This window comes from Marinobacter sp. ES-1, from assembly GCF_000475255.1.
Lineage (GTDB): Bacteria > Pseudomonadota > Gammaproteobacteria > Pseudomonadales > Oleiphilaceae > Marinobacter > Marinobacter vinifirmus.
The window spans coordinates 59,542-83,566 of the sequence record NZ_AXBV01000043.1; the positions used below are offsets into that span (position 1 = coordinate 59,542).

At 58.4% G+C, this 24,025-nt stretch carries 21 protein-coding genes and 1 tRNA gene; 16 read left to right on the forward strand and 6 right to left on the reverse strand.

Features of this window, described 5'->3' with window-relative positions; translation table 11 throughout:
* The first annotated feature begins 12 nt into the window (after nucleotides 1-12).
* Nucleotides 13-1,887 (forward strand): protein translocase subunit SecD, encoded by a 1,875-nt coding sequence (secD, locus tag Q668_RS08565; RefSeq protein ID WP_022989198.1) that lies wholly within the window; start codon nucleotides 13-15, stop codon nucleotides 1,885-1,887.
* Nucleotides 1,880-2,833, forward strand: coding sequence for a protein translocase subunit SecF (gene secF, locus Q668_RS08570; protein WP_022989199.1), 954 nt, complete (start codon nucleotides 1,880-1,882; stop codon nucleotides 2,831-2,833). Before secD ends, secF begins: the two co-directional genes overlap by 8 nt.
* A gap of 82 nt (nucleotides 2,834-2,915) precedes the next feature.
* On the opposite strand, the gene Q668_RS08575 is transcribed toward secF, so the two are convergent.
* Nucleotides 2,916-3,716 carry an inositol monophosphatase family protein gene (locus Q668_RS08575; protein ID WP_036219547.1) on the reverse strand — a complete coding sequence of 267 codons (801 nt, stop codon included), beginning with the start codon at nucleotides 3,714-3,716 and terminating at the stop codon, nucleotides 2,916-2,918.
* Between the two features lie 204 nt (nucleotides 3,717-3,920).
* Between Q668_RS08575 and trmJ the strand changes: the two genes are divergently transcribed.
* The 13 genes from trmJ (at nucleotide 3,921) to der (ending at nucleotide 16,640) form a co-directional block, all read left to right on the forward strand.
* Nucleotides 3,921-4,781 (forward strand): tRNA (cytosine(32)/uridine(32)-2'-O)-methyltransferase TrmJ, encoded by an 861-nt coding sequence (gene trmJ, locus Q668_RS08580; protein ID WP_022989201.1) that lies wholly within the window; start codon nucleotides 3,921-3,923, stop codon nucleotides 4,779-4,781.
* Between the two features lie 4 nt (nucleotides 4,782-4,785).
* Entirely contained in the window at nucleotides 4,786-5,565 is a 780-nt protein-coding gene (gene cysE, locus Q668_RS08585) for a serine O-acetyltransferase (protein WP_022989202.1), read from the forward strand.
* 78 nt (nucleotides 5,566-5,643) lie between these two features.
* Nucleotides 5,644-6,141 carry a Fe-S cluster assembly transcriptional regulator IscR gene (gene iscR / locus Q668_RS08590; protein WP_022989203.1) on the forward strand — a complete coding sequence of 166 codons (498 nt, stop codon included), beginning with the start codon at nucleotides 5,644-5,646 and terminating at the stop codon, nucleotides 6,139-6,141.
* Nucleotides 6,142-6,162: 21 nt separating this feature from the next.
* Entirely contained in the window at nucleotides 6,163-7,311 is a 1,149-nt protein-coding gene (locus Q668_RS08595; RefSeq protein WP_022989204.1) for an IscS subfamily cysteine desulfurase, read from the forward strand.
* Between the two features lie 68 nt (nucleotides 7,312-7,379).
* Nucleotides 7,380-7,808 carry a nucleoside-diphosphate kinase gene (gene ndk, locus Q668_RS08600; RefSeq protein WP_022989205.1) on the forward strand — a complete coding sequence of 143 codons (429 nt, stop codon included), beginning with the start codon at nucleotides 7,380-7,382 and terminating at the stop codon, nucleotides 7,806-7,808.
* 63 nt (nucleotides 7,809-7,871) lie between these two features.
* On the forward strand, nucleotides 7,872-8,981 hold the full coding sequence (gene rlmN, locus Q668_RS08605) for a 23S rRNA (adenine(2503)-C(2))-methyltransferase RlmN (RefSeq protein ID WP_022989206.1): 1,110 nt from the start codon (nucleotides 7,872-7,874) through the stop codon (nucleotides 8,979-8,981).
* 40 nt (nucleotides 8,982-9,021) lie between these two features.
* Nucleotides 9,022-9,825, forward strand: coding sequence for a type IV pilus biogenesis/stability protein PilW (gene pilW / locus Q668_RS08610; protein ID WP_022989207.1), 804 nt, complete (start codon nucleotides 9,022-9,024; stop codon nucleotides 9,823-9,825).
* Nucleotides 9,815-10,816, forward strand: a complete 1,002-nt coding sequence (locus tag Q668_RS08615) for a RodZ domain-containing protein (RefSeq protein WP_022989208.1) — start codon at nucleotides 9,815-9,817, stop codon at nucleotides 10,814-10,816. Before pilW ends, Q668_RS08615 begins: the two co-directional genes overlap by 11 nt.
* 33 nt (nucleotides 10,817-10,849) lie before the next feature.
* Nucleotides 10,850-11,968: a flavodoxin-dependent (E)-4-hydroxy-3-methylbut-2-enyl-diphosphate synthase gene (ispG, locus tag Q668_RS08620; RefSeq protein ID WP_022989209.1), complete on the forward strand. Its 1,119-nt coding sequence runs from the start codon at nucleotides 10,850-10,852 to the stop codon at nucleotides 11,966-11,968.
* A 41-nt stretch (nucleotides 11,969-12,009) separates the two neighbouring features.
* Nucleotides 12,010-13,284 (forward strand): histidine--tRNA ligase, encoded by a 1,275-nt coding sequence (gene hisS / locus Q668_RS08625; RefSeq protein WP_081697574.1) that lies wholly within the window; start codon nucleotides 12,010-12,012, stop codon nucleotides 13,282-13,284.
* Between the two features lie 47 nt (nucleotides 13,285-13,331).
* Entirely contained in the window at nucleotides 13,332-13,988 is a 657-nt protein-coding gene (locus Q668_RS08630) for a YfgM family protein (RefSeq protein ID WP_022989211.1), read from the forward strand.
* The gene (bamB, locus tag Q668_RS08635; protein ID WP_022989212.1) at nucleotides 13,988-15,157 is read left to right on the forward strand and encodes an outer membrane protein assembly factor BamB; all 1,170 of its coding nucleotides are present in this window, start codon (nucleotides 13,988-13,990) and stop codon (nucleotides 15,155-15,157) included. The genes Q668_RS08630 and bamB overlap by 1 nt, the downstream gene beginning before the upstream one ends.
* 61 nt (nucleotides 15,158-15,218) lie before the next feature.
* Complete coding sequence (der, locus tag Q668_RS08640; RefSeq protein WP_022989213.1) at nucleotides 15,219-16,640, forward strand: ribosome biogenesis GTPase Der; 1,422 nt, start codon at nucleotides 15,219-15,221, stop codon at nucleotides 16,638-16,640.
* 33 nt (nucleotides 16,641-16,673) lie between these two features.
* On the opposite strand, the gene pta is transcribed toward der, so the two are convergent.
* The 3 genes from pta to Q668_RS08655 are packed head-to-tail and all read right to left on the reverse strand — an operon-like array spanning nucleotide 16,674 to nucleotide 22,514.
* Entirely contained in the window at nucleotides 16,674-18,827 is a 2,154-nt protein-coding gene (gene pta / locus Q668_RS08645; protein WP_022989214.1) for a phosphate acetyltransferase, read from the reverse strand.
* A 33-nt stretch (nucleotides 18,828-18,860) separates the two neighbouring features.
* A complete protein-coding gene (locus tag Q668_RS08650) occupies nucleotides 18,861-20,045 on the reverse strand; it encodes an acetate kinase (protein WP_022989215.1) in 1,185 nt (394 codons plus the stop codon).
* 18 nt (nucleotides 20,046-20,063) lie between these two features.
* Nucleotides 20,064-22,514 carry an EAL domain-containing protein gene (locus Q668_RS08655; protein ID WP_081697576.1) on the reverse strand — a complete coding sequence of 817 codons (2,451 nt, stop codon included), beginning with the start codon at nucleotides 22,512-22,514 and terminating at the stop codon, nucleotides 20,064-20,066.
* Between the two features lie 290 nt (nucleotides 22,515-22,804).
* On the opposite strand from Q668_RS08655, the gene Q668_RS17760 reads away from it, so the two are divergent.
* A complete protein-coding gene (locus Q668_RS17760; RefSeq protein ID WP_413771524.1) occupies nucleotides 22,805-22,909 on the forward strand; it encodes a hypothetical protein in 105 nt (34 codons plus the stop codon).
* A gap of 33 nt (nucleotides 22,910-22,942) precedes the next feature.
* On the opposite strand, the gene Q668_RS08660 is transcribed toward Q668_RS17760, so the two are convergent.
* Together Q668_RS08660 and Q668_RS08665 are read right to left on the reverse strand one after the other, a co-directional pair.
* Nucleotides 22,943-23,018: transfer RNA gene (locus Q668_RS08660), tRNA-Glu, on the reverse strand.
* Nucleotides 23,019-23,105: 87 nt separating this feature from the next.
* Nucleotides 23,106-24,008: a TIGR01777 family oxidoreductase gene (locus Q668_RS08665; RefSeq protein ID WP_022989218.1), complete on the reverse strand. Its 903-nt coding sequence runs from the start codon at nucleotides 24,006-24,008 to the stop codon at nucleotides 23,106-23,108.
* Between the last annotated feature and the right edge of the window lie 17 nt (nucleotides 24,009-24,025).

The window sequence follows — 24,025 nt, forward strand, 5'->3', positions numbered from 1 at the left end:
CAAAGGGATCCCATGCTGAACAAGTATCCTCTCTGGAAAAATCTGGTGATCGTGTTTGCACTGGTCATCGGGTTTATTTACGCCTTACCCAATTTTTTCCCCGACGACTACGCCATCCAGATCACCGGCGCCCGTGGTAGCACCGAGGTAGACCAGCGTGTGCTCGACCGCGCACTTGGCGAACTCGAAAGCCGCGGTATCGAAGTCAAATCCAGCCTCCTCGAAGAGCGGGACGCCCTGATTCGCCTGACCAGTTCCGATGACCAGTTGCGGGCGAGGCCGGCAGTGCAGGCGGCCCTGGGTCGGGAATACCTGGTGGCCCTGAACATGGCTCCGTCGACTCCCGGTTGGCTGCAGAGTCTGGGCGCCGGCCCCATGAAGCTGGGCCTGGATCTTCGTGGCGGTGTTCACTTCCTGCTGGAAGTGGATATGGAGACAGCGGTTAACCAGCGCCTTGAGGCCCTGTCAGGCCAGATCAAGCGGGATATGCGGGAAGAGCGCATCCGCTACCGGGGCGGTGATGTGGGCGAGAACCGCAACATTATCCTGAGTTTCCGTGATTCGGAGACCCGCGCCGAAGCATTCACGCTGATTCGTGACAACTACAACGAATTCCTGCTCGACGAGAGCACCGAGGGTGGTGAATTCCTGATTTCACTCGCCCTTTCTGAAGCCGAAGTTCGTAACATCCAGGAATACGCCCTGGAACAGAACCTGACCACTATCCGTAACCGGGTAAACGAGCTGGGTGTTGCCGAGCCGCTGGTACAGCGCCAGGGCGCGAGCCGGATTATTGTGGAGCTGCCGGGCGTGCAGGATACGGCTCAGGCCAAGCGGGTTCTGGGTGCTACGGCCAACCTGGAATTCCGGATGGAAGCCCGCCAGGACGCCGCCTCCGCCGAAACCGAGCAGTTCAGCTTCCGGGATGAGCCTAATCGTTCAGCCCGCCTGGAGCGGGACGTTATTGCGACCGGTAACAACGTGGCAAATGCCCAGCAGGCGTTCGACGAGAACGGCCAGCCCCAGGTCAACATCACCATGGATTCCGTGGGTGGTGACCTGATGAACCGCGCTACCCGCAACAACATCGGTCGCCGCATGGCGGTGCTGTTTATTGAGTACCGTACCGAGACCGAAACCCGCGAAGTCGATGGCGAGATTGTCGAGACCGACAAGCGCGTAGTAGAGAAGGGCTTGATCAGCCTGGCAACGGTGCAGTCTGCCCTGGGCAGCAGCTTCCGTATCACCGGCCTGGATTCCATTCCCGAAGCCGCGGAACTCGCGCTGTTGCTGCGTGCCGGTGCACTGGCTGCGCCGATGTACTTTGTGCAGGAGCGGACCATCGGGCCAAGCCTGGGTCAGAAGAACATCGATGCCGGCCTGATGTCGGTAATGATCGGTTTTGCCCTGGTCCTGATCTACATGGCGTTCTTCTATCGTGGCTTCGGCATGATGGCCAACGTGGCGCTGACCCTCAACCTGATGTTGCTGGTGGCGTGTATGTCGATACTTTCGGCCACCCTGACGCTGCCGGGTATTGCCGGTATCGTTCTGACAGTGGGTATGGCCGTCGATGCCAATGTGCTTATCTTTGAGCGAATAAAGGAAGAGCTGAAATCGGGCGTGCCGCCACAAAGTGCGATCAACTCCGGTTACAGTCGCGCCTTTGTATCCATTTTCGATGCCAACATCACCACGCTGCTGGTGGCGGTGATTCTGTTCGCTATGGGCTCCGGCCCGGTCAAGGGCTTCGCCGTTACCCTGTGTATCGGTATCCTGACCTCCATGTTTACCGGCCTGATGGTCGGGCGCAGCATGGTGAACTTGGTGTACGGCGGCCGCAGGGTCGAGAAACTTTCGATCGGAGGGAAGCTGGCCAATGGCTGATACCGAAAAGCAACCGTTTGACTTCATGGGCTTCCGAAAGATTGCTTCGGTGCTCTCTATCGCCCTGGTAATTGCGTCTATTGCGTTGCTGGGCATTCGCGGCCTCAATCTCGGCATGGACTTTACCGGCGGCACCTCCGTCGAATTCGAATATGCCGAGGCTCCGAGCCTTGATGAAATCCGTACCCAGCTGACGGAAGCCGGCTACGAGCAGTTCTCGGTGCAGAACTTCGGCGCCGATACCATCGTGCTGATCCGCATGGCGGAAGCAGGTAACGATGAGCTGGCGAGCGAGGTGACCGAGGTGCTGTCACGCACGGGCGCCGAGCTGGAGCTGGTGAGCTCAGAGTTTGTCGGCTCCCAGGTGGGTGACGAGCTGAAAGAAGACAGTGGTCTTGGGCTGCTGATAGCGCTGGCCGTAGTACTGATCTACGTCGGTATGCGTTTCCAGTTCAAGTTCGGTATCGCCTCGGTGATTCCTCTTGCCCACGATGTGATCATCGTGCTGGGTGTATTTGCTTTGTTCCAGTGGACCTTTGACCTGACCGTTCTGGCCGCCTTGCTGGCCATTATCGGTTACTCCCTGAACGACACCATCGTCGTGGCGGACCGTATCCGGGAGAATTTCCGGAAAATGCGGGTAGGGGAGCCGTGGGATATCATCAACCAGTCCATCCACGAGACCATCACTCGTACGATCAACACCTCCGGTACGACACTGGTGGTGCTGATTGCGCTCTATTTCCTCGGTGGTGAGGCGATCAACAACTTCGCCCTGGCCCTGATGATCGGTGTGGTTGTGGGCACCTATTCCTCCATCTATGTGTCTGCGAATATGCTGATGGTGATGGGTATAACCCGCGAAGACCTGATGGTGCCTGCAAAGGAAGGTGCCGGCGACGAGGCGGAGGAAGAGCAGCCGCCCGAGTGGTTGAATCGCATGTAATGCATGCCTGCCGGGCCCTTGTGGCCCGGCATAAAAAAACCGCCAACCCGAAAGGATGGCGGTTTTTTTGTGCCCGGTAAATTTACCGTGGCAGGCGACCCCGGAAGGGGTGCAGTACTTTCAGAACTTCGCGGAACAGTTTCGGGTTCGCCACAATCAGCTGACGGGCGTTGCCAGCCGAGGGATTACCGGAAAAGTCGCCGGTCAGTGCGCCGGATTCCATGGCCAGGGTGACCCCGAGGTCGAGGTCAGCTGCGGCAGGGCGGAAGATAACGGCTGCATCCAGCAGGCCGGCGGAAACCCGGGCAATATCCAGGACCACGCAGCCGGAGGTGCGGAACATGGCGGTTTCGCTGGCCAGCGTCGCAGCCATTTCGCCCCACACCATCGGATCATCGCCCTGACGGGTCTGGTCCAGAAGGTTGGTGGAGATTGCGGCCTTGGCCGGCAGTTTTACATCGGAAGCCCGCACGCGGCGGCTGTTCAGGGCAGCACCGTGGCCGCGGCTGGCGGAGTATTCCTCGCCGGTCACCGGGTTAACCAGTAGCAGGTTCTCGGTGCGGTTGTTCTTTTTCTGGGACAGGGCCAGGGCGAACTCGGGAATGCCCCGTACAAAGTTCTCACGCCCCAGAACCGGGAAAATGTGCCAGCTTTTATCGCTACCGTTGGCATCAGCCTCGCCCATCGGAGCGATGGTGTGGTCTTTGTAGGCCTTTTCAAGCTGTTCGGCAAAGTTGTCGTAAATGGACTGCTCAACCCGTTCCAGCTGGCGCAGGCGGTCAGACTCATCTTTACCGTTAGGTTCCTGGCGCTCGAAGTGGGCTTTCAGGTAGTCGGATCCCTGGCGGGCAACGCGCAGGGCCATTTTGATTGCTGGTTGCATCTGAGTGTTCATTATCCGGGTGTGTTAAGGCCGGCTATCATAGCAAAAACTCCCTTCGCTTGTACGTTTTTTGGCTCAGGAAATCCACGGATACCATGGGGTTCGGGCGAAGTTGCGGGATTTCCGGAGAGCGGAAACGGTCGGGTTTCTGCTATCATGCGGCTCTTTTTCGCGAATGTACGACCAGTCACAGGCCCCACGAACATGCACAAGCACGCAATGCCGCAGGAAGGAAGCGACACTTTCAATGATCAGGTCCGGATTGTTCTGGTTGAAACCTCCCACTCCGGAAATATCGGTGCGGTAGCCCGGGCGATGAAGAATATGGGGCTGGGGAATCTCTGGCTGGTGAATCCTTCGTCTTTCCCCGATGAGGCCTCCTACGCTCGTTCGGCCGGTGCTTCCGATGTGCTTGACCGGGCCCGGGTGGTTTCTTCGCTGGATGAAGCCCTGGCGGACTGCATCCTGGTGATGGGCACCAGCGCCCGCGGCCGCAAGGTACCCTGGCCGGTGATGGCGCCTCCGCAGGCGGCTGCCATGGCATCAGAGCACAGTGCGAAGGGGCGGGTGGCGCTGGTATTTGGCAGGGAGAATCACGGGCTGTCGAACGACGAACTTCAGCGTTGCCACTATCATATCCATATTCCCTCGAACCCTGATTACAGTTCGCTGAACCTGGCGATGGCGGTTCAGGTGATCTGCTATGAACTGCGCATGCAGTACCTGCGCGGACTTGAAGAGGGCGAGTCCAGCCCCTACCTTGAGGCTATGGTGGCGCCGGGTGATAACGGCTGGGATGTGCCGCCGGCAACAGTGAATGATGTGGAAGGGTTCTTTGGCCACCTGGAGCAGGTGCTGGTGGATGTGAATTTCCATCGCCGTGACAATCCGCGTCAGTTAATGAGCAGGTTAAGGCGCCTGTTCCAGCGGGCACGGATGGATGAAATGGAAATAAACATCCTGAGAGGCGTACTCTCTGCAGTCCAGAAGGCCGCCGGAACCCAACAAGGCGGTATGAAGCATAAACCGACGGCGGAATCCTCCGCAGACCAAGGGCGGGAATAAAGACATGTTCGAGCGTTTAAGGGAAGACATCAACAGCGTATTCCATCGGGATCCGGCGGCACGGAACACCTTCGAGGTGCTTACCAACTATCCCGGGTTGCATGCCTTGTTGTTCCACCGGCTGGCTCACTGGCTCTGGAACCTGGGGCTGAAGTGGCTGGCCCGAACCCTGTCTACCCTGGCCCGCTGGTTTACCGGTATCGAGATTCATCCGGGCGCAACCATTGGCCGGCGGTTCTTTATTGATCATGGTATGGGCGTGGTTATCGGCGAAACCACTGTCATCGGTGACGACGTCACCCTGTATCAGGGGGTTACGCTGGGCGGTACCAGCTGGAATAAAGGCAAGCGCCATCCCACCATCGGAAATGGTGTGGTGGTTGGTGCCGGTGCCAAGATCCTGGGGCCGTTTGAAGTGGGAAAGGGCGCCAAGGTAGGGTCCAATTCCGTAGTGACCAAGGCGGTGCCTGCGGGCGCGACCGTCGTTGGCATTCCTGGTCGGGTGATTGTGAAGCGCCAGGGCGAAGATGATGTCCGTCGCAAGCAGATGGAAGAGCGTATGGGCTTCGATGCCTACGGGGTTACTGAAGAAATGCCGGACCCGGTGGCCAGGGCCGTGCGTTCGCTGCTGGATCACATGCACGCGGTGGACGATCGCATCGAAAACATGTGCAAGGCCATTCGCAAGGTGAACAGCGAATACCAGAACGGCGAGTTGCCACCTTTGCACGAGGAAGATTTTGACTGCGTGCGGGATGAAACCGACACCGACGGAAAAGGCTGAATACTTGACTGTTTTAGTTGGTCAATTCATACTTCCGCATGCATATCGCGATTCATTCCCATTAACGGGGCTGAAATTATGAAGCTGACCACCAAAGGCCGCTACGCTGTAACGGCGATGCTTGACCTGGCTCTGCACGGAGCCCAGGGGCCGGTAAGCCTTGCAGATATTTCAGCCCGGCAGGAAATCTCCCTCTCGTATCTCGAGCAGCTGTTCTCCCGCTTGCGCCGTCATAGCCTGGTGGTGAGCGTGCGGGGCCCGGGTGGTGGCTATCGTCTGAGCCGCTCTGCCGATGACGTTTATGTCGCGGAAGTGGTGGATGCGGTCAGCGAATCCCTGGATACCACCCGTTGCGGTAATAAAGGCGACTGCCAGAATGGCGAAAAGTGCCTTACCCACCATTTGTGGTCAGACCTGAGCAGCCAGATTCATCAGTTTCTCAGCGAAATCAGCCTGGGCGACCTGATGCGAAAACACGAAATCCGCCAGGTGGCGGACCGCCAGAACCGTAAACAGTCTGATGGCGATCCGGATACCATCAATACCCGGCGTTTGATTGACCAGGCTCCGGCCTGATAACCGACACTTCCTTTGACTATGAAAACACCCGTATATCTTGATTATGCGGCGACGACGCCCGTTGATCCTGCCGTTGCCGATGAGATGGTCAAATATCTGACCATTGATGGAGTTTTTGGCAACCCCGCGTCTCGCTCCCACGGATACGGCTGGCAAGCCGAGGCCGCTGTTGAAGGTGCCCGCCGCCAGGTAGCAGACCTTATCCATGCCGACCCCAGGGAGATTGTCTGGACCTCCGGGGCAACGGAATCGGACAACCTTGCCATTAAAGGTGCCGTAGCCGGCCGGGCCAGTGCCCACGTGATTACATCGACGATCGAGCACAAGGCAGTTATTGATACCTGCAAGTGGCTGGAGCAACAGGGCGTAGAGGTTACCTGGCTGGCGCCGGAAGCCGACGGGCGTATTTCGGTTGAGGCGGTGGCGGGTGCACTCAGGGAAAACACCGTACTGGTGAGCCTGATGCTGGTGAACAATGAGCTGGGTTGTATTACCGATACGGCTGCAATCGGCGAACTGTTGCGTAACCGTGGCGTGTTGTTTCACGTGGACGCCGCGCAGGCCGCCGGAAAGATGCCGGTCGATGTCGCCGCACTGAATGTCGACCTGATGTCGCTTTCCGGACATAAGGTTTACGGCCCGAAAGGTGTTGGTGCGTTGTATGTGCGTCGGTCTCCAGAGGTCAGCATCGAGGCCCAGATGCATGGTGGCGGCCACGAGCGGGGCATGCGCTCCGGTACTTTGCCTACCCACCAGATTGCCGGCATGGGGAAGGCTTTCGAGCTGGCCGGGCAAGGACTGTCTGACGAACTTGTGCGCCTTGAAGCCCTGCGCGAGCGCTTTCTGGGCGGGCTGGAGTCGCTTTCCGGCGTTCATTTCAATGGCAGCCGGGAACATCGGGTGCCGGGCATTGTCAACCTATCCTTTGAGGGTGTTGAAGCCGAGTCCCTGATGCTGGGCTTGCGGCAGGTGGCGGTGTCATCCGGTTCTGCCTGTGCTTCGGCTACGGTAGAGCCCTCGTTTGTGCTGCGTGGCATTGGCGTGAGTGACGAGCTGGCTCATCGGGCATTAAGATTTTCCTTCGGGCGGTTCACCACCGATGAAGAAATCGACTTTGCCGTGGAGCAGATTGTGCAGGTTGTGTCCCGACTTCGTACGGTGCGGTAGGCAGTTGCACTCGGACTGCGTATAATCGCACCCCTGAATTTTTACCCTAACCAGACTGGAGAAACATCATGGCAAACGAGCGCACGCTCTCTATCATCAAGCCCGACGCGGTCGCCAAGAACGTTATCGGCGAAATCTACAGCCGTTTTGAAAAAGCCGACCTGAAAATCGTTGCGGCCAAAATGATGCACCTGACCCAGGAGCAGGCCGAAGGTTTCTACGCCGAGCACAAAGAGCGCCCGTTCTTTAACGACCTGGTTGCTTTCATGACTTCCGGTCCGGTTGTTGTGCAGGTTCTGGAAGGCGAAGGCGCCATCCTGAAGAACCGTGAGCTGATGGGTGCAACCAACCCGAAAGAAGCCGACGCCGGCACTATCCGTGCAGACTTCGCTTCTTCCATCGACGCAAACGCCGTTCACGGCTCCGACTCTGCAGCTTCTGCCGAGCGCGAAATTGCGTATTTCTTCTCCGACAACGAAATCTGCCCGCGCGGCTGATGTTGTCTGTTCAGGGGCAGCTTACGGCTGCCCCTGAATTGGTTATCTGATCGAGGTTATGTCATGACTGCCCCTGCCGAAAAAATCAATCTTCTGGGGATGCCCAAAGCCAAGCTCGAGGCATTTTTTGAAACCCTGGGGGAAAAACGTTTCCGGGCCCAGCAGGTGCTGCAGTGGATCCACCAGCGTGGCGTTGATGACTTCGATCAAATGACCAATATGAGCCGCGTTCTGCGCGAAAGGCTCAAGGAAATTGCTGAAGTGCGTGGCCCCGAGGTGGTTTACGACGAAACCTCGAAAGATGGCACCCGCAAGTGGGTTATGCGCATGGATAACGGCAACAGTGTTGAAACTGTGCTTATTCCTGATGGGGAACGTGGCACCTTGTGTGTGTCGTCCCAGATTGGCTGCAGCCTGGACTGTACTTTCTGTTCGACGGGAAAGCGGGGCTTTAACCGTAACCTGACAGCGGCAGAAATCATTGGCCAGGTGTGGGTGGCGCGCCGCGCTTTCATGCCGTTTGATCCCACCGATCGGCCGATTACCAACGTGGTCATGATGGGCATGGGAGAGCCCCTGCTCAACTTCGATAACGTGGTTGACGCCATGAACCTGATGATGGAAGACCTGGCTTACGGTATTTCCAAGCGTCGGGTTACCCTGAGTACCTCCGGTGTTGTTCCGGCCCTTGACCGGCTGGGTGAGGTTACCGATGTTTCACTGGCCATCTCTCTGCATGCCCCTAATGATGAACTTCGTAACACGCTGGTGCCGCTGAATAAAAAGTACCCGATTGCCGAGTTGCTGGCAGCGACCCGCCGCTACCTGGCGCGCCTGCCGGACAAGCGTAAGGCCACTATCGAGTACACGGTCATAGAAGGTGTGAACGACCAGCCAGAGCACGCCCGGGAACTGTCCGTAATCTTGAAGGGGTTGCCCTGCAAGATTAACCTGATACCGTTTAATCCATTCCCGGAAAGCGATTTCCGCCGGCCCAGCATGAACGCAACCCGGCGCTTCCAGAATGTGCTGAACGAAGCCGGCTTCGTGACCACCATCCGAACCACCCGAGGTGATGACATTGACGCTGCCTGCGGGCAGCTGGTAGGCCGGGTGGAAGACCGGACGCGCAGAAGCCAGCGCTATATTGCCGTTCAGCAAGTTAATCCCTGAATACAGGGGAGCAGAAACAACCAAGGTAAGGTGTTTGTTGATGGTTAGGAATTCCAAGGTAAAACTGGCTGTGTTGGCCCTGATTTTTTCAGGGATGCTGGTGTCCGGATGCGTAACCACCACAGACAGCCGTTTCAGCCGGGAGGCTGACCGCGACAAAGCCTTGAGCAGCTACGTTCAGCTGGCAACCGCTTATATCCGGCAGGGCAACCTGGAGCGGGCCCGGCACCACCTTGATCGCGCCCTGGAAATTGACAGCGGAGATGCCGAGGCATTGGCTGCCATGGGGCTGGTGTACAGCTATGAAGGCGAAGAGCAGCTGGCCGAAGAAAGTTTCCGCAAGGCTGTGTCAGCGGACGGAAGCTATACCCGTGGGCGAGTGTATTACGGTGCCTTCTTGTACGGCCAAAAAGAATACGAAGGTGCCCGTAACCAGTTTTCCGTTGCGTCCCGGGATACCGGGTACAGAGAGCGCGGAGGTGTCTTTTACAATCTGGGCATGACAGAAGAGCGCCTGGATAACCTCGAAGGCGCAGAGGCAGCCTACCGCAGAGCCGTAGAGCTGACCCGCGGCGAAGCTCGCTCGTTACTGTCACTTTCACGTGTGCTGGTGGAACAGGACAATTACACCGAAGCGTCCCGGTATTACAGTCGCCTTCAGACCATGATTCAGGGCAATACACGACTGACCCATTCCGCAGAAAGCCTTTACACAGGTATCCGCATTGCCCGTTATTTCGGGGACAAAGACCAGGAAGCCAGTATGGCTTTGTTATTGCGGAACGAATTCCCGGAATCCATAGAGTATCAACAATACAAGGTGCTGATTGCCAATGACCGGTGACGAGCAGCTGAATAACGTATCCGCAGAATCTGTCGGACAGCAGCTCCGGCGGGCACGGGAGAAGGCAGGGCTGAGTCTGGCAGCGGTTGCAGACCAACAGCACCTTCGGGTTTCCGTGATCCAGGCGATTGAAAGCGGTGATTACAGCAAATTTGATACCGAGCTGTTCCTGAAGGGGTATGTCCGTGCCTATGCGCGGCAAGTAGGCCTGGATGCAGACTCGATTATCCGTGACCTGGACACAGAGCTTGAGCCTCGCCGCCAGGAGCGGGAGCAGGCGCTGCAGGCTAACCCGCTGGTAAATATCGAACGACGCCGGCGCCAGAAGCGTCGGGCCGCCAAGCTGATTCTCGTGCTGGTGGCCGCAGCTTTGATTGGCTTTCTGGCCTTTACTTATCTCAGCAACAAAGACTCCGCGCTTCCGGCGACACCGCAACCGGAAGCAGAGCAGCCCGAAGCCGCCGAAGACCCTGCCGGGTTTCAGCCGGACAGTACTGCAACCGCGCCTCTGATTGAATCTGGCGAGCCCGCTGTGGGGGTGCCAGAGCCCCAGGAGTCTGTTGATGAATCCGCGCCAGAGGCAGGGCCGGTTATGCCCGAAGACGGGGTGACCCTGGAGCCTGACAAGGCCCCTGCAACAGCCCCTGAGGCTGACGACCAAGCCCTTGAGACCGAGCCGGCGGACGTTGCGCCTGTCGCTGAACCGGTTCCGGAAGAAACAGTTGTGGCTAACGAGCCGCCGGTAGCGGCCCGTCTGCAGATGACGTTCAGTGATGATTGCTGGATTCAGGTTACTGATGGCGCTGGTAACCGCCTGGCTGCCGGTCTTCGTACCCGCGGCAACCAGCTGGACGTATCCGGTGAGGCGCCACTGAGAGTGGTAGTTGGCGCAATGAGTGCCGTTGAAACCATCCAGTTCCGGGGCGAGGCCCTGGACCCTGGCCGTTTCCGCGTAGTGAATAACCGAGCAGAGTTCACCCTAGAACCCTGAACGACCGCCTGAACAGATTGTTGGTTCCAGACCATGAAGCAAGATTCCCCGATCAAGAGACGTAAATCCCGCCAGATCATGGTGGGCAATGTGCCAGTGGGCGGAGATGCGCCCATTTCGGTACAGAGCATGACCAACACCAATACCTGTGATGTTGATGCCACCGTCGGCCAGATCAAGGCCCTTGAAGAGGCCGGTGCGGATATTGTCCGCGTGTCTGTGCCGTCTATGGAGGCGGCCGAGGCGTTCGGCAAGATTCGTGAGCGGGTCTCGGTGCCGTTGGTTTCGGATATCCATTTTGACTACAAGATTGCGTTGCGGGTTGCCGAGCTGGGTGTTGATTGTTTGCGGATCAACCCCGGTAACATTGGCCGGGACGACCGGGTGAGTGCGGTGATCAACGCTGCCAAGGATCGCAATATTCCGATCCGCATCGGGGTGAATGCCGGGTCACTGGAAAAGGCATTGCAACGCAAGTATGGCGAACCGACCCCCGAGGCGCTGGTGGAGTCTGCCATGCGCCACATCGATATTCTGGACAAGCACGACTTCCAGAACTTCAAGGTCAGCCTGAAGGCGTCCGACGTATTCATGACCGTCGCAGCCTATCGCCAGATTGCCTCCCAGATCGAGCAGCCCTTGCACCTGGGCATTACCGAGGCGGGCGGTTTCCGGTCCGGTACCGTGAAATCCGCCATCGGCCTCGGCATGTTGCTGATGGATGGCATTGGCGACACCATACGGGTCTCCCTGGCGGCAGACCCGGTACAGGAAATCAAGGTAGGCTTCGACATCCTCAAGAGCCTGCGTTTGCGTAGCCGCGGCATCAATTTCATTGCCTGCCCGAGTTGTTCACGCCAGAACTTCGACGTTATCCAGACCATGAACGACCTGGAAGCCCGTCTTGAAGATGTGAACACCTCACTGGATGTAGCCATCATTGGCTGTATCGTTAACGGGCCGGGTGAAGCCAAGGAAGCAGACCTGGGGTTGACCGGCGGAAGCCCGAAACACCTGCTGTATGTGGGTGGAAAGCCGAACCAGAAACTGGACAACACCGCACTGGCTGATGACCTCGAGCGGCTGATCCGCGAGCAGGTTGCCAAGCGCCAGGAGCAGGAAGAAGCCGTTATCGCCCGGTCTTCAGACTGAGCGTTACAAAGACACCATTCAAAGATTTTCAGGGTTTAAACTTGGCTAAAATTCAGGCAATTCGGGGGATGAATGACATCCTCCCGGACCAGACCCCGGTCTGGCAGTATGTAGAGTCCACGGTAAGACAAGTGCTCGGCCAGTACGGCTACCAGGAAATCCGTATGCCGGTGGTAGAGCACACCGAGCTGTTCAAGCGCTCGATCGGTGAAGTGACCGATATCGTCGAAAAGGAAATGTATACGTTCGACGACCGCAATGGCGACAGCCTGACTCTGCGCCCTGAAGGTACAGCCGGTTGCGTGCGGGCCGCAGAAGAGCATGGCCTGCTGTTCAACCAGACACGCCGTTTGTGGTACACCGGCCCGATGTTTCGCCATGAGCGGCCCCAGAAAGGACGGTATCGCCAGTTTCACCAGATCGGTGTCGAGTGCTTCGGCATGGCCGGCCCTGACATTGACGCGGAGCTGCTGGTTCTGACCGCCCGCCTGTGGAAGGCGTTCGGGCTGACCGAGCATGCCCGGCTGGAAATCAATTCCATCGGTACCAGCGAATCCCGCAAGGTGTACCGAGAGGCGCTGGTTCGTTATCTCGAGCAGTATAAAGACCAGCTCGATGACGACAGCAAGCGTCGTCTTGGCACCAATCCGCTTCGCATCCTGGACAGCAAGGACCCGGCCACCCGTGAAATCCTGAACGGGGCACCGTTGCTGGATGATTACCTCGACGACGAATCCCGCGCCCATTTCGAGCAACTGAAATCACTGCTGGATGCGGCCGGCGTAAGCTACACCGTCAATCCGGCACTTGTTCGGGGCCTGGATTACTACGGTAAAACCGTGTTCGAGTGGATCACTGACAGCCTTGGCGCCCAGGGCACCATCTGTGCCGGTGGCCGTTATGATGGACTGGTTCAGCAACTTGGTGGCAAGCCCACCGATGCGGTAGGTTTTGCCATGGGTCTGGAGCGGCTGATTCTGCTGCTTGAAACCCTCGACCTGGTGCCGGAGCAGGTCAACAACAACGCCGATGTATATGTAACCGCCATGGGCGAGCAGGCCGTTGCACCAGCCATGGCGGTGGCCGAAAGTCTGCGTAATGAGTTGCCCGGAGTGGTGGTGGTCAGCCATTGTGGTGGCGGAAGTTTCAAGAGCCAGATGAAAAAGGCTGACCGGAGCAATGCCCGCTACGCAGTCATTCTGGGAGAGAACGAAATTGCCAGCGGCACGGTGGCCCTGAAACCACTTCGAAATGACGATCCCCAGCAGGACGTTAGCCAGTCCGAACTGGCTTCAGTTCTCAAAAATATGCTTTAAGTTTTCTTGATAACGCGTTGTATTTTAATAATTAATCAGGAGTTTTCATGGCCGAGTTGCGCACAGAAGAAGAACAGGTCCAGGCGATCAAGGATTGGTGGAAAAAGAACGGCAGTTCGCTGCTGATCGGTATCGGCGCGGCACTCGCCATTGTCTTCGGCTGGCAAGCCTGGCAGAACCACCAGGCCCAGCAACGGGCGGAAGCAGCCAACCAGTTCGCCAATCTGCTGAATGCCTTTTCGGGTGAGCAGGGAGAGTCTGACACAGACACCATGGCCTTTGTCGCCGAAACCCTGCGTGAAGAGCATTCCGACAGCGCCTATGCCATCTACGGCAACCTGGTGATGGCGCGCCAGCAACTGGCCGAACAGAACGATCCCGCCGCTGCAGTAGAATCTCTGAGCTGGGCGCTGGACAAAGCTGCTGATGACAAGGCGCTTTCCCTGGTTGTGCGCAACCGCCTGGCCCGGGCCCAGTTTGCCGCCGGCAACCACGACGATGCCCTGGCCACGCTTGATGGTGCCGGCGAAGCGGATGCCTTCAATGCCATTTTCTCCGAACTTCGGGGTGATATCCTGTTGGCCAAAGGTGACCAGGATGGTGCCCGCGAAGCCTATCTGACCGCCCGGGAGCAGAACCAGCAGGGCCGAAGTGGTGTCCTGGAACTGAAACTGTCTGACCTGGGCGTCGGGGAGGACGCCTGATGCCGGTATCCAGAAGCATCCGCTCGGGTTTCCTGGCGGCGGCATCCATTGCGGCAATGGCCCTGGCCGGATGCAGCACCACCGATACCTTTGAACAGCCTGCCCCCTTGCCGGAAATCGACGAGCGTGTGGAGTTCGACCGGGTGTGGTCCATGTCGGTTGGCGATGGCCACGACGGTGAGTTCCTGCACATGGCGCCGCTGTATGCGGGTGACACCTTGTATGCTGCCTCTGCAGACGGCGAGGTTGTCGCGGTCCAAAGCGAAAACGGCGAGCTGATCTGGGAGCAGGACCTGGACGAGCGTTTGTTTGCGGGCCCGGGTGCTGATGCCCGGCAACTTTACCTGGCAAGCCGGAATGCCGAACTGATCGCCCTGTCCAGTGAGGATGGCAGTGAACAATGGCGCGCGAGCCTGCCCACGGAAGTGGTAGCTGCGCCGCAGTCTAACGGTTCCCTGGTGGTGGCGCAGACCACCGATGGCCGGGTGATCGGTTTTGATGCCGGGAACGGTGACCAGTTCTGGCAGTACGATGCCCAGGTTCCGGTTCTGACCATGCGCACTGGCGCGGCTCCGCTGGTGGGTGGAGACGTGGTGATCGCGTCCTTCGCCAACGGCCGGGTCATTGCGTTGACGGCAGCCGCCGGGCAGCCGGTCTGGCAGTACGAAGTAGGCCAGCCGCAGGGCCGTACAGAGCTTGAGCGCCTGGTGGATATTGGCGGCCAGCCGCTGGTGCTGGATTCCGCCATTATGGTGGCGGGTTATCAGGGCAAGCTGGCCCTGGTGGATATTCGTTCCGGCCAGGAAATCTGGAGCAAGCCGGCATCCAGCTTCTATTCACCGGCAATCGGTAACGGCAATATCTACCTGGCCTTGGCCAATGGTGACATCCAGGCGCTTCGTGGCAACGACCGCAGGGAGCTGTGGGTTCAGGATCAGTTGTCCTGGCGCCAGGTAACCCGTCCGGCCGTCTCCGGAGACTATCTGGTGGTAGGCGATTTCGAGGGTTATCTGCACGTGTTGTCCGCCGAGGACGGTAGCCTGCAGGGCCAGCTGAAGTTCGACAGTGAGGGTATCCGCGTACCGGTTCAGGTTACGAGAGATGGTAACCTGCTGGTTTACGGAAACGGCGGCAAACTGTCCGTGCTCAGGCTTGAGCAGGACGACTGACAGCCCCATGAATTTACCCGGCTACGGCCGGGTTTCTGTTTTATTTGCATAGCAGACCAATATGACCCCAGTAATAGCCCTGGTGGGCCGCCCAAACGTTGGCAAGTCCACCCTGTTCAACCAGATGACCCGTTCCCGGGATGCCCTTGTGGCAGATTTTCCGGGCCTCACCCGTGACAGAAAATACGGGGAAGGTCATTACGAAGGGCAGAAGTTCATTGTTATCGACACCGGCGGTCTGACTGGTGACGAAGTTGGCCTTGACGCTGAAATGGCCAGGCAGTCCCTGCAGGCTGTGGAAGAGGCCGATATCGTCCTGTTCCTGGTAGACGGCCGGGCAGGGCTGACGGCCGGTGACGAAATGATTGCTGACCATCTGCGCCGCTCCGGCAAGCAGGCGCACCTTGTGGTTAACAAAACGGACGGCCAGGATCCGGATGTTGCCGCAGCGGATTTCTACCGCCTGGGCTTTGAATCCAGCTTTACCATCGCCGCAGCCCATAACCGCGGTATCCGTACCTTGCTGGAAACCTTGCTGCCTGAACCGGTAGATCCGGAGGAGCAGGACCGGGCCGATCGTTATCCGGGTATCCGCATCGGTGTTGTGGGCCGTCCGAATGTAGGCAAGTCCACGCTGGTTAACCGGATGCTGGGTGAAGACCGGGTGGTGGTTTATGACATGCCGGGAACCACTCGGGACAGCGTATACATTCCCTACGAGCGCCATGGTGAGCAGTACACCCTGATTGATACCGCCGGGGTACGGCGCCGCAAAAACGTTCATGAAGTGGTGGAGAAGTTCTCCATCATCAAAACCCTGCAGGCCATCGACGACGCCCATGTGGTGATCCTGGTGATTGACGCCCGGGAAGGTCTGGTAGACCAGGACCTGCACCTGATCGGCTTTGTGCTGGATGCCGGCCGGTCACTGGTGATTGCCGTCAACAAATGGGACGGCATGGATCCGGAAGACCGAAGCAAGGTGAAGGAGCAGGTGGCCCGTCGCCTCGATTTCCTGGATTACGCAGACAAGTACTACATCTCGGCCCTGCATGGCACCGGCGTAGGCACGATGTACGAATCGGTGCAGGCCTGCTACGAATCTGCCATGGCGAAGTGGCCCACAAACCGCCTGACGGCAATCCTGCAGGATGCCGTAGCCCAGCATCAGCCGCCCATGGTTCATGGCCGGCGTATCAAGCTGCGTTATGCACACCAGGGCGGCTCGAACCCGCCGGTGATTGTGGTGCACGGTAACCAGGTGGATTCGCTGCCCGGGGCTTATAAACGGTATCTGGAGAACACCTTCCGCAAGGTGCTGAAAGTGGTGGGATCGCCCATCCGCTTCGAATTCAAGTCCGGTGAAAACCCGTTTGCCAACAAGGTTGACCGGCTGACACCACGGCAGAAGGTCAAGAAGGATAACGACCTGAAGAAAGGCCGCAAGATCAAGAAAACCCGGCAGAAAAGCGTTAAACGCTGATCAACCGGGCTCTCCGCACGACCGGGAGTGGGCTCACGCCACTCCCGCTTCCTCTACCTGGCGCGCCTGAACGGCTGTCAGGGCAATGGTGAACACGATATCTTCCACCAGCGCACCCCGTGACAGGTCGTTCACCGGCTTTCTCAAACCCTGAAGCATCGGGCCGACGCTGACCACATTTGCGCTGCGCTGTACGGCTTTATAGGTGGTGTTGCCGGTGTTGAGATCCGGGAACACGAACACCGTGGCCTTACCGGCTACCTTGCTGTCTGGTGCCTTGGATTTGCCGACACTTTCAATCGCAGCGGCATCGTATTGCAGCGGGCCGTCGATCAGCAGGTCCGGACGACGTTCCCGGGCAATGCGGGTGGCTTCACGTACCTTGTCGACATCCTGGCCACTTCCGGACTCGCCGGTACTGTAACTGATCATGGCAACCACTGGCTGGATACCGAAGGCCTCCGCCGATTCGGCGCTCTGGATGGCGATGTCGGCCAGCTCTTCCGCGTTCGGGTCCGGGTTGATGGCACAGTCTCCGTATACCAGCACCTGTTCCGGCAACAGCATGAAGAATACCGACGACACCACCTTGGCGTTGTCGTGGGTTTTGATCAGCTGCAGGGCAGGGCGCACGGTGTTTGCGGTAGTGTGGATGGCACCGGAAACCAGGCCATCGGCTTCATCCATGGCGACCATCATGGTGCCGAGCACCACGTTGTCTTCCAGCATGGCTTCTGCCATGTCTTCGGTAAGCCCCTTGTGCTTCCTGAACTCCACCATCGGTGCGATGTAGCGGTCGCGGACCGAGGCAGGATCCATCAGCTCCAGGTCTTCCGGTAACTCAAGCCCCTGTGCTGCCGCTACCGAGCGGATTTCCTGGGGATTTCCGATTAACACGCAGCGGGCCAGTTTGCGCTGATGGCAAATAATGGCTGCGTGCACGGTACGGGGCTCGCAGCCCTCCGGCAATACGATACGTTTATTGGCAGACCTCGCCCGCTCCGACAGCTGATAACGGAAAGCGGGTGGTGACAGCCGGCTCTGGCGCTGAACCTTAAGGTGTTCCTGGAGCCAGTCGGTATCCACGCGGCGGGCAACCGACTCCATGGATTCCTCGATCCGTTCCGGATCGTCAATCGGGATGGCCGACGACAGGCTGGCCAGCATATGGGCGGTTTCATAGGTGTTGGCATCGGAGCTGAGTACCGGAAGGCCGGTATCCAGTGCCCTGCGGCAGAGGTCGATGACCCGGCTGTCCGGCATCAGTCCGCCGGTCAGCATCAGGCCCGCCAGGGGCACACCATTAAGGGCCGCCAGGGCCGTGGTCACCACGATATCTTCGCGGTCACCGGGGGTGACCATCAGGGTACCAGGCTTCAGGGTGTCCGTCATATTCCTGATAGTGCGGGCACACACAGACACTTTCTGAACCCGACGGCTGTGCATGTGGCCTTCGTGCAATACCGGCACCCCGAGCTCCCTTGCAACATCGGACACACGTGGCGCCAGCAGGTGTGGCTGCCAGGGAATCTCGGCCAGCAAGTGGAAACGGCCAGACGTGAACACCTTGCAGGCCGAGCGGTAATCAATAACGTCTCCCTTCGCCGGACGGTGGTGGTCCAGGGTCATGCCGGACTTCTCCGGCGCGCCAATCTTGTTGAGGATGACGGCAATGACGTCCGGATCTGAGGGGGCGGCAAACAGGCGCGCGGAGAAATCCAGTTCCTCGTCAAGGTCAGAGGCGGAACAGCTTCTTGGTGCGCTCACCAGGATCACCTCGGAGCCCAGGTTCCTGGCTACCTCCACATTGAGTCGTGCGATGTAGGCTTCGCTCCGGTCCGGCACCAGGCCTTCGATGATAACGATATCGACCTGGTTGGCGACTTTCTGGTACTCGCCAACGATATTTTCTAGAAGCAGGTCTCCCTTGCCCCGGTTCAGCAGTTGCTGGGCTTCTTTCAGGGGAATCGGATCGGGTGGTTGCAGGTGGCTGCGGGCGGTGACAAACGCCGTGGAAGAATCGCGGCCGTCGTTATGGATCGCTTCGCCGCGGTGTACCGACTGGCTGAACGGTTTGTAGAAACCAACGCTCACGCCTTCACGCTCGAGGGCCCGGAGCAAGCCAAGACAAACGGAGGTCAGGCCGGATTCCATCGAGGTAGGTGCAATAAAAAGACTTTTTGCCATGGGTTGTCCTGTAAATCTGTCGGGTTCGGTCGTTCAGGCGGAGGCCAGGCGCTCGGCTTCCTGGGCAATAACTAGTTCTTCGTTGGTGGGAATCACCAGCACCGGGAACCGTGAGTCGGGGCTACTGACAAAGCCGTCGCTCATCCTGCCATGATCACGGTTCAGGCCGGTGTCCAGTTCAATTCCGAGCAGCCCCAGGTGTTTGACGGTTTCCTGTCGGATGCGGGGGCTGTTCTCGCCGATACCGCCGGTAAACACCAGGGCGTCGAGTTGTGCCAGCGAGGCCGTCATGGCACCGACATAGCGGGCAAGGCGGAAACAGAACACATCGATTGCCAGTTGTGAGGGTTCGTGGCCGTGATCAGCCAGCTCGCACAGGGATCGCATATCGTTGGTTTGCCCGGACAGGCCCAGCAATCCGCTGTCGTTGTTGAGCATACGGTGGGCTTCGGTGGCACTGACTCCCCGGGTAGCCAGGTAGTCGAACAGGCCGGGGTCGACGTCGCCGCTTCGGGTACCCATCACCAGGCCTTCAAGGGGCGTAAGGCCCATGCTGGTGTCAACGCTCAGGCCATCGCGGATGGCGGTGATGCTGCAGCCATTGCCCAGGTGTGCCGAGATAATCGATGTGGTCGCCGGTGTTTTACCCAGCAGCTTTGCGGCCTCCCGGGCCATAAAGTAATGACTGGTGCCGTGAAAGCCATAGCGCCGGATGCCCCATTGGGTATAGCAATGCTCGGGTAGCGCATAGCGATAAGCCCGCTCCGGCAGGGTGTGGTGGTAGGCGGTATCAAAGACGGCGGCGTGGGGGCGGTCCGGGAACAGGGCCCGCATGGCACGGATACCGGCGAGGTTGACCGGGTTGTGCAAGGGGGCCAGTTCAGCACAGGCTTCGATGGCCTGTTCGGTGGCATCATCCACCAGGACGGCTTCACGGAAGGTTTCGCCACCGTGTACAACCCGATGGCCGATAGCCTTGGGTGTGCCGGTCAGCAATTGCCGGTTCCGAAACTCGTTCACCAGCGCCTGCAGGGCCTGTTCGTGACTGGCTCCGGCCGGCAGTTTCACCGGATTGTCGTCACCGGAAATCCGTGCAAAGGCATCGCTGTTGTTCAGCTTTTCAGCCAGCGCCGAAGCGATTTTCCGGTTTTTCTGATCAAAAAGTGCAAGTTTCAGGGAGGAACTGCCGCAGTTCACAACCAGTATTGATTCTTCCATGTTCTCGCCGTGTTGGTTCTAGGTGCTGGCCCGTTCGTTGGTGTCGAGCCACTGGATGAAATCCTGTTCCGGGAGCGGAGTGCTGTAGAAGTAGCCCTGAGAGTAATCGCAATGTTCATCCTTCAGGAAGTGGGTCTGGGCTTCGGCTTCGACGCCCTCTGCCACCACTTTCAGGCCAAGGCTGTGGGCCATGGTGATAATGGCGCGAACAAGCGAGGCATCGTCGTTTTCGGTCAGCACGTCCTGGATGAAGGACTTGTCGATTTTCAGGGTATCAAAGGGGTAGCTCTTGAGGTAGCTCAGAGCTGAGTAGCCGGTACCGAAATCGTCCACCGCCAGTCGGATTCCGGAACGGTCAAGCTTGCGAAGGATATCAGCGGTTTCAATGGAGTTGTCCAGAATCAGTCGTTCGGTGATTTCCAGCTCCAGCAGCTCCGGGCTCAGCCCGCTGGCGTCGAGCGCCCGCATGACGGCATCGGTAAAGCCCGGATCCCTGAACTGGCGCGGTGACACATTCACCGCCACACCGATCGGGTTTCCGGTCAGGGTTTGCCAGTTTCGGGCGGCTTTGCAGGCTTCCTGGATGACCCACTCGCCAATCGGAATGATCAGCCCGGTTTCCTCGGCCAGCGGAATGAAACGATCCGGCATCACCATACCCAGGGCAGGGTTGTTCCAGCGCAGCAGGGCTTCGGCAGACACCAGCTTGCCGGAGTGGGTATCGATGATTGGCTGGAAATAGAGTTCGAACTCGCCGAGCTCCATGGCCTTGCGCATGTAGGATTCCATCTGCAAGCGCTCGTGGGAGACCTCGGTCATTTCCGGCGTGAAGCGGGAATAGGCGCTCTTGCCCTTGTGCTTCGCTTCGTACATGGCGGCATCGGCGTGCTGGAGCAGGGTGCCACTGTTATCGGAGTCCTGTGGGAAGGTGGCGATACCAATACTGGTGGTAACGAACACTTCCTGCCCGCCCAGCATGAACGGGGTCGAGAAGGTTTGAAGGATGCGATCAGCCACCTGGCATGCGGCATCGGGGCCACTGAGGCCGGGCAGGACCACCAGGAATTCATCGCCGCCCAGGCGGGCGACGGTACTGGTGCCGCGAAGGCAGCTGGAGACCCTTTTGGAGGCTTCAATCAGCAGGGTGTCCCCGGCATCGTGGCCAAGGGTGTCGTTAATGTGTTTGAAGTTGTCCAGGTCGAGGAACATAACGCCAACCTGGGTTTCATCCCGGCGGGCCTGGGCGATAGCCAGCTTCAGGCGATCCAGTGCCAGCATGCGATTCGGCAGGCCGGTAAGCACATCGTAGTTGGCCTGGCGCAACAGTTGTTGTTCGTAGCGTTTACGGATGCTGATATCTTCACCGAGAATCAGGTAGCCGGTGGTATCGCTATTGGAATCCTTGATGGGTGTTACCACCAGCTGTTCCCAGTAACGCTCACCATTGCGCCTTACGCTGTTCACTTCACCCTGCCAAACGCCAACCCGCTTCACCTGCAGCCGTATTGCCTGCCACAGCTGCCACGCTTCCCGGCTGTTCATGGATTGGTCCACCAGTGCGGACGGGTGTTTGCCGATGATGTCGTCCTGGGTGTAGCCGGTGAGCTGGCTGAATTTCTGGTTGGCGTATTCGATGTGCCACTGCCGGTCGCAGATCAGCACAGAAGAGGGGCTCTGTTCGATGGCCTGGGAGAACTTCAGGATATCGGCAGCGTCCCGCTCACGGCGTGCCACATCTTCGTTCAGCCGCTCACGCATCTCGTTGATGGCGTCTGTTACCAGGCCCAGCTCGTCCCGGCGATTGCCCGGGGTGTCCGGCCGTTCCAGTTTGAGCGGCCGCGACAAAGTTTTCAGGGAAAGATCGCGGGTGTAACCGGCCATGGCTGTCAGGTGCCGGGTAACCAGGTGGCGGAAAATCCAGAGAATCAGGATGGAAATAAAGAAAATGGTGAAGAACTGGGTGGCAATGATGACGCCCACCCGGTGCCTGAGATCCTGGTATACCCGCTCCAGTCCGGCGGAGATGGTAATTCGGCCAAGGTTGAAAGGTTCGTCATCCCGGTAAACCAGGTCAAAGCTGTGGCTGAGAAAGTCGCCCCGGGGGCTTTGCCCCATGACCAGCTCGGAATCCGGCTCTATGCGCAGGCGCAGGTGGTCGATATCGGGCAGGCTGAGAATGCCCTCCATCTGGGTTTGCAGGGATTTCTGGTCAAGGGCCCATAGGCTGCGGGCAAGGCTGGACGAGTAGCCTGCTTCGATCACATCGAGCCTTTGCTGGATTTTGTTCAGGTCCTGGCGGTAGTCCGAATAGATCTGTATGCCGGAGGCCAGCAAAGTAAAGGCCGAGCTGAAGAGAAGGATCCATGCCAGGAGCCTGATAGAGAGAGGAGAGGCCGTACGAATACGTTTCAGACGTGTCGTAATGTCTGGCATTTCAGTGACCAGGCCACCTTGTGAAGTATCTGACATAACCAGGCGCTGCAAACCGTGTTGTGATTTGGGCGTTAACCCAGCTTCCCTGCAAACGACTATAGCAACAGTTTATGACAACTGCCCTGCAAACTCAGGATAAATCGGAAGAATTGCCGGAAGAAGTCTCAGTTTGACACTTATTGCAACGGTGTCTCGGGCTTGATTCAGGTCAAGATGGTGTGGGCGGTACGGGCGTAACCTGAGTTTAGTCAAGTTCGGAATCAAACAGGAGAACGGCCATGTATATGGACGCTGTAGTAATCGCAGGTATTGTAACAGTGTTGCTGATGATCGGATTTTTCGTAGGCGTTGGTGTCTTCATCGTGAAAGATCAGAAGCACCACGGTGCGAAGGGTGGCGCCAAACATCATCGTGGAAGCCATGGCGGATAGCATCTTCGGGTGCTATCAAAGCTTGGGAAAAATTGGCGTCCCCTAGGGGGTTCGAACCCCTGTTGCCGCCGTGAAAGGGCGGAGTCCTAGGCCACTAGACGAAGGGGACGCAACGTTTTCAAAAGCTTGCCTCGTCGAGGTGGCGCGTATATTAAGTAAGGGCCTTGGGCCTGTCAACGCTTTTTTTCAAAAAAATTCACTTCACGCTGTCTTGCAGGGCATCCGCTAACTCCGGGTACTTGAACCGGAATCCTTCTTTTTCCAGCCTTGCCGGAACCGCTCGTTGGCCGGTGAGCAACAGCCGGGCCATTTCCCCCAGCATCAACTGTAATGCGAATGCAGGCGCAGGCAGTATCGCGGGCCGGCTCAGCACCCGTGCCAGCGCCCTGGTAAATTCAGCATTTGTTACCGGTGCAGGGCTGACTACATTATAGGGGCCGCGAGCCTGTTCGTTTTCCAGCATCCAGATCAGGGCGGCGACAACGTCGTCTCTGTGCACCCAGGGCATATACTGGCGACCGCTTCCAAGCTTTCCGCCCAGCCCCAATTTGAAGGGCAGCAGCATTCGCTGCAGGAAACCTCCACCGGAGCCCGCCACCACGCCTGTACGGGACAGGCATACCCGTACACCGAGTTTCTCCGCCTCCAGAGCTGCCTGCTCCCAATCGCGGCAAAGCTCGTGGGTAAACTCGATATTGGGTGAGGTCTCTTCGGTAACTAATTGATCACCCTGATTTCCGTAAACACCTACCGCAGAGCCGGATACGAGTACCCCGGGTCTGGTCGCCCAGTTTTCCATGGCGCTGACCAGGTCATGGGTCAGTGCAATTCGGCTGTCCCTGAGGGCTTGTTTTCGTTTGTCGGACCAGCGCTTGTCTGCAATGCCTTCGCCGGCCAGGTTGATGACCGCATCAAAGCCGGAGCGACCGGAGGTCTGCCCGAGGTCGCCAATTACCTGAGCGGGGCCACAAAGTTCCTTGACGATGTTGGGCGCCTGTCGGCTCAGCACTGTCAGTGACCAGCCCCGGCTGGCCAGTTCCCGGCAAAGTACCTGGCCAATGAAGCCGGTACCGCCGGTTATCAGAATTCGCTTTTCCATGTCTGCTTCCCTCGATG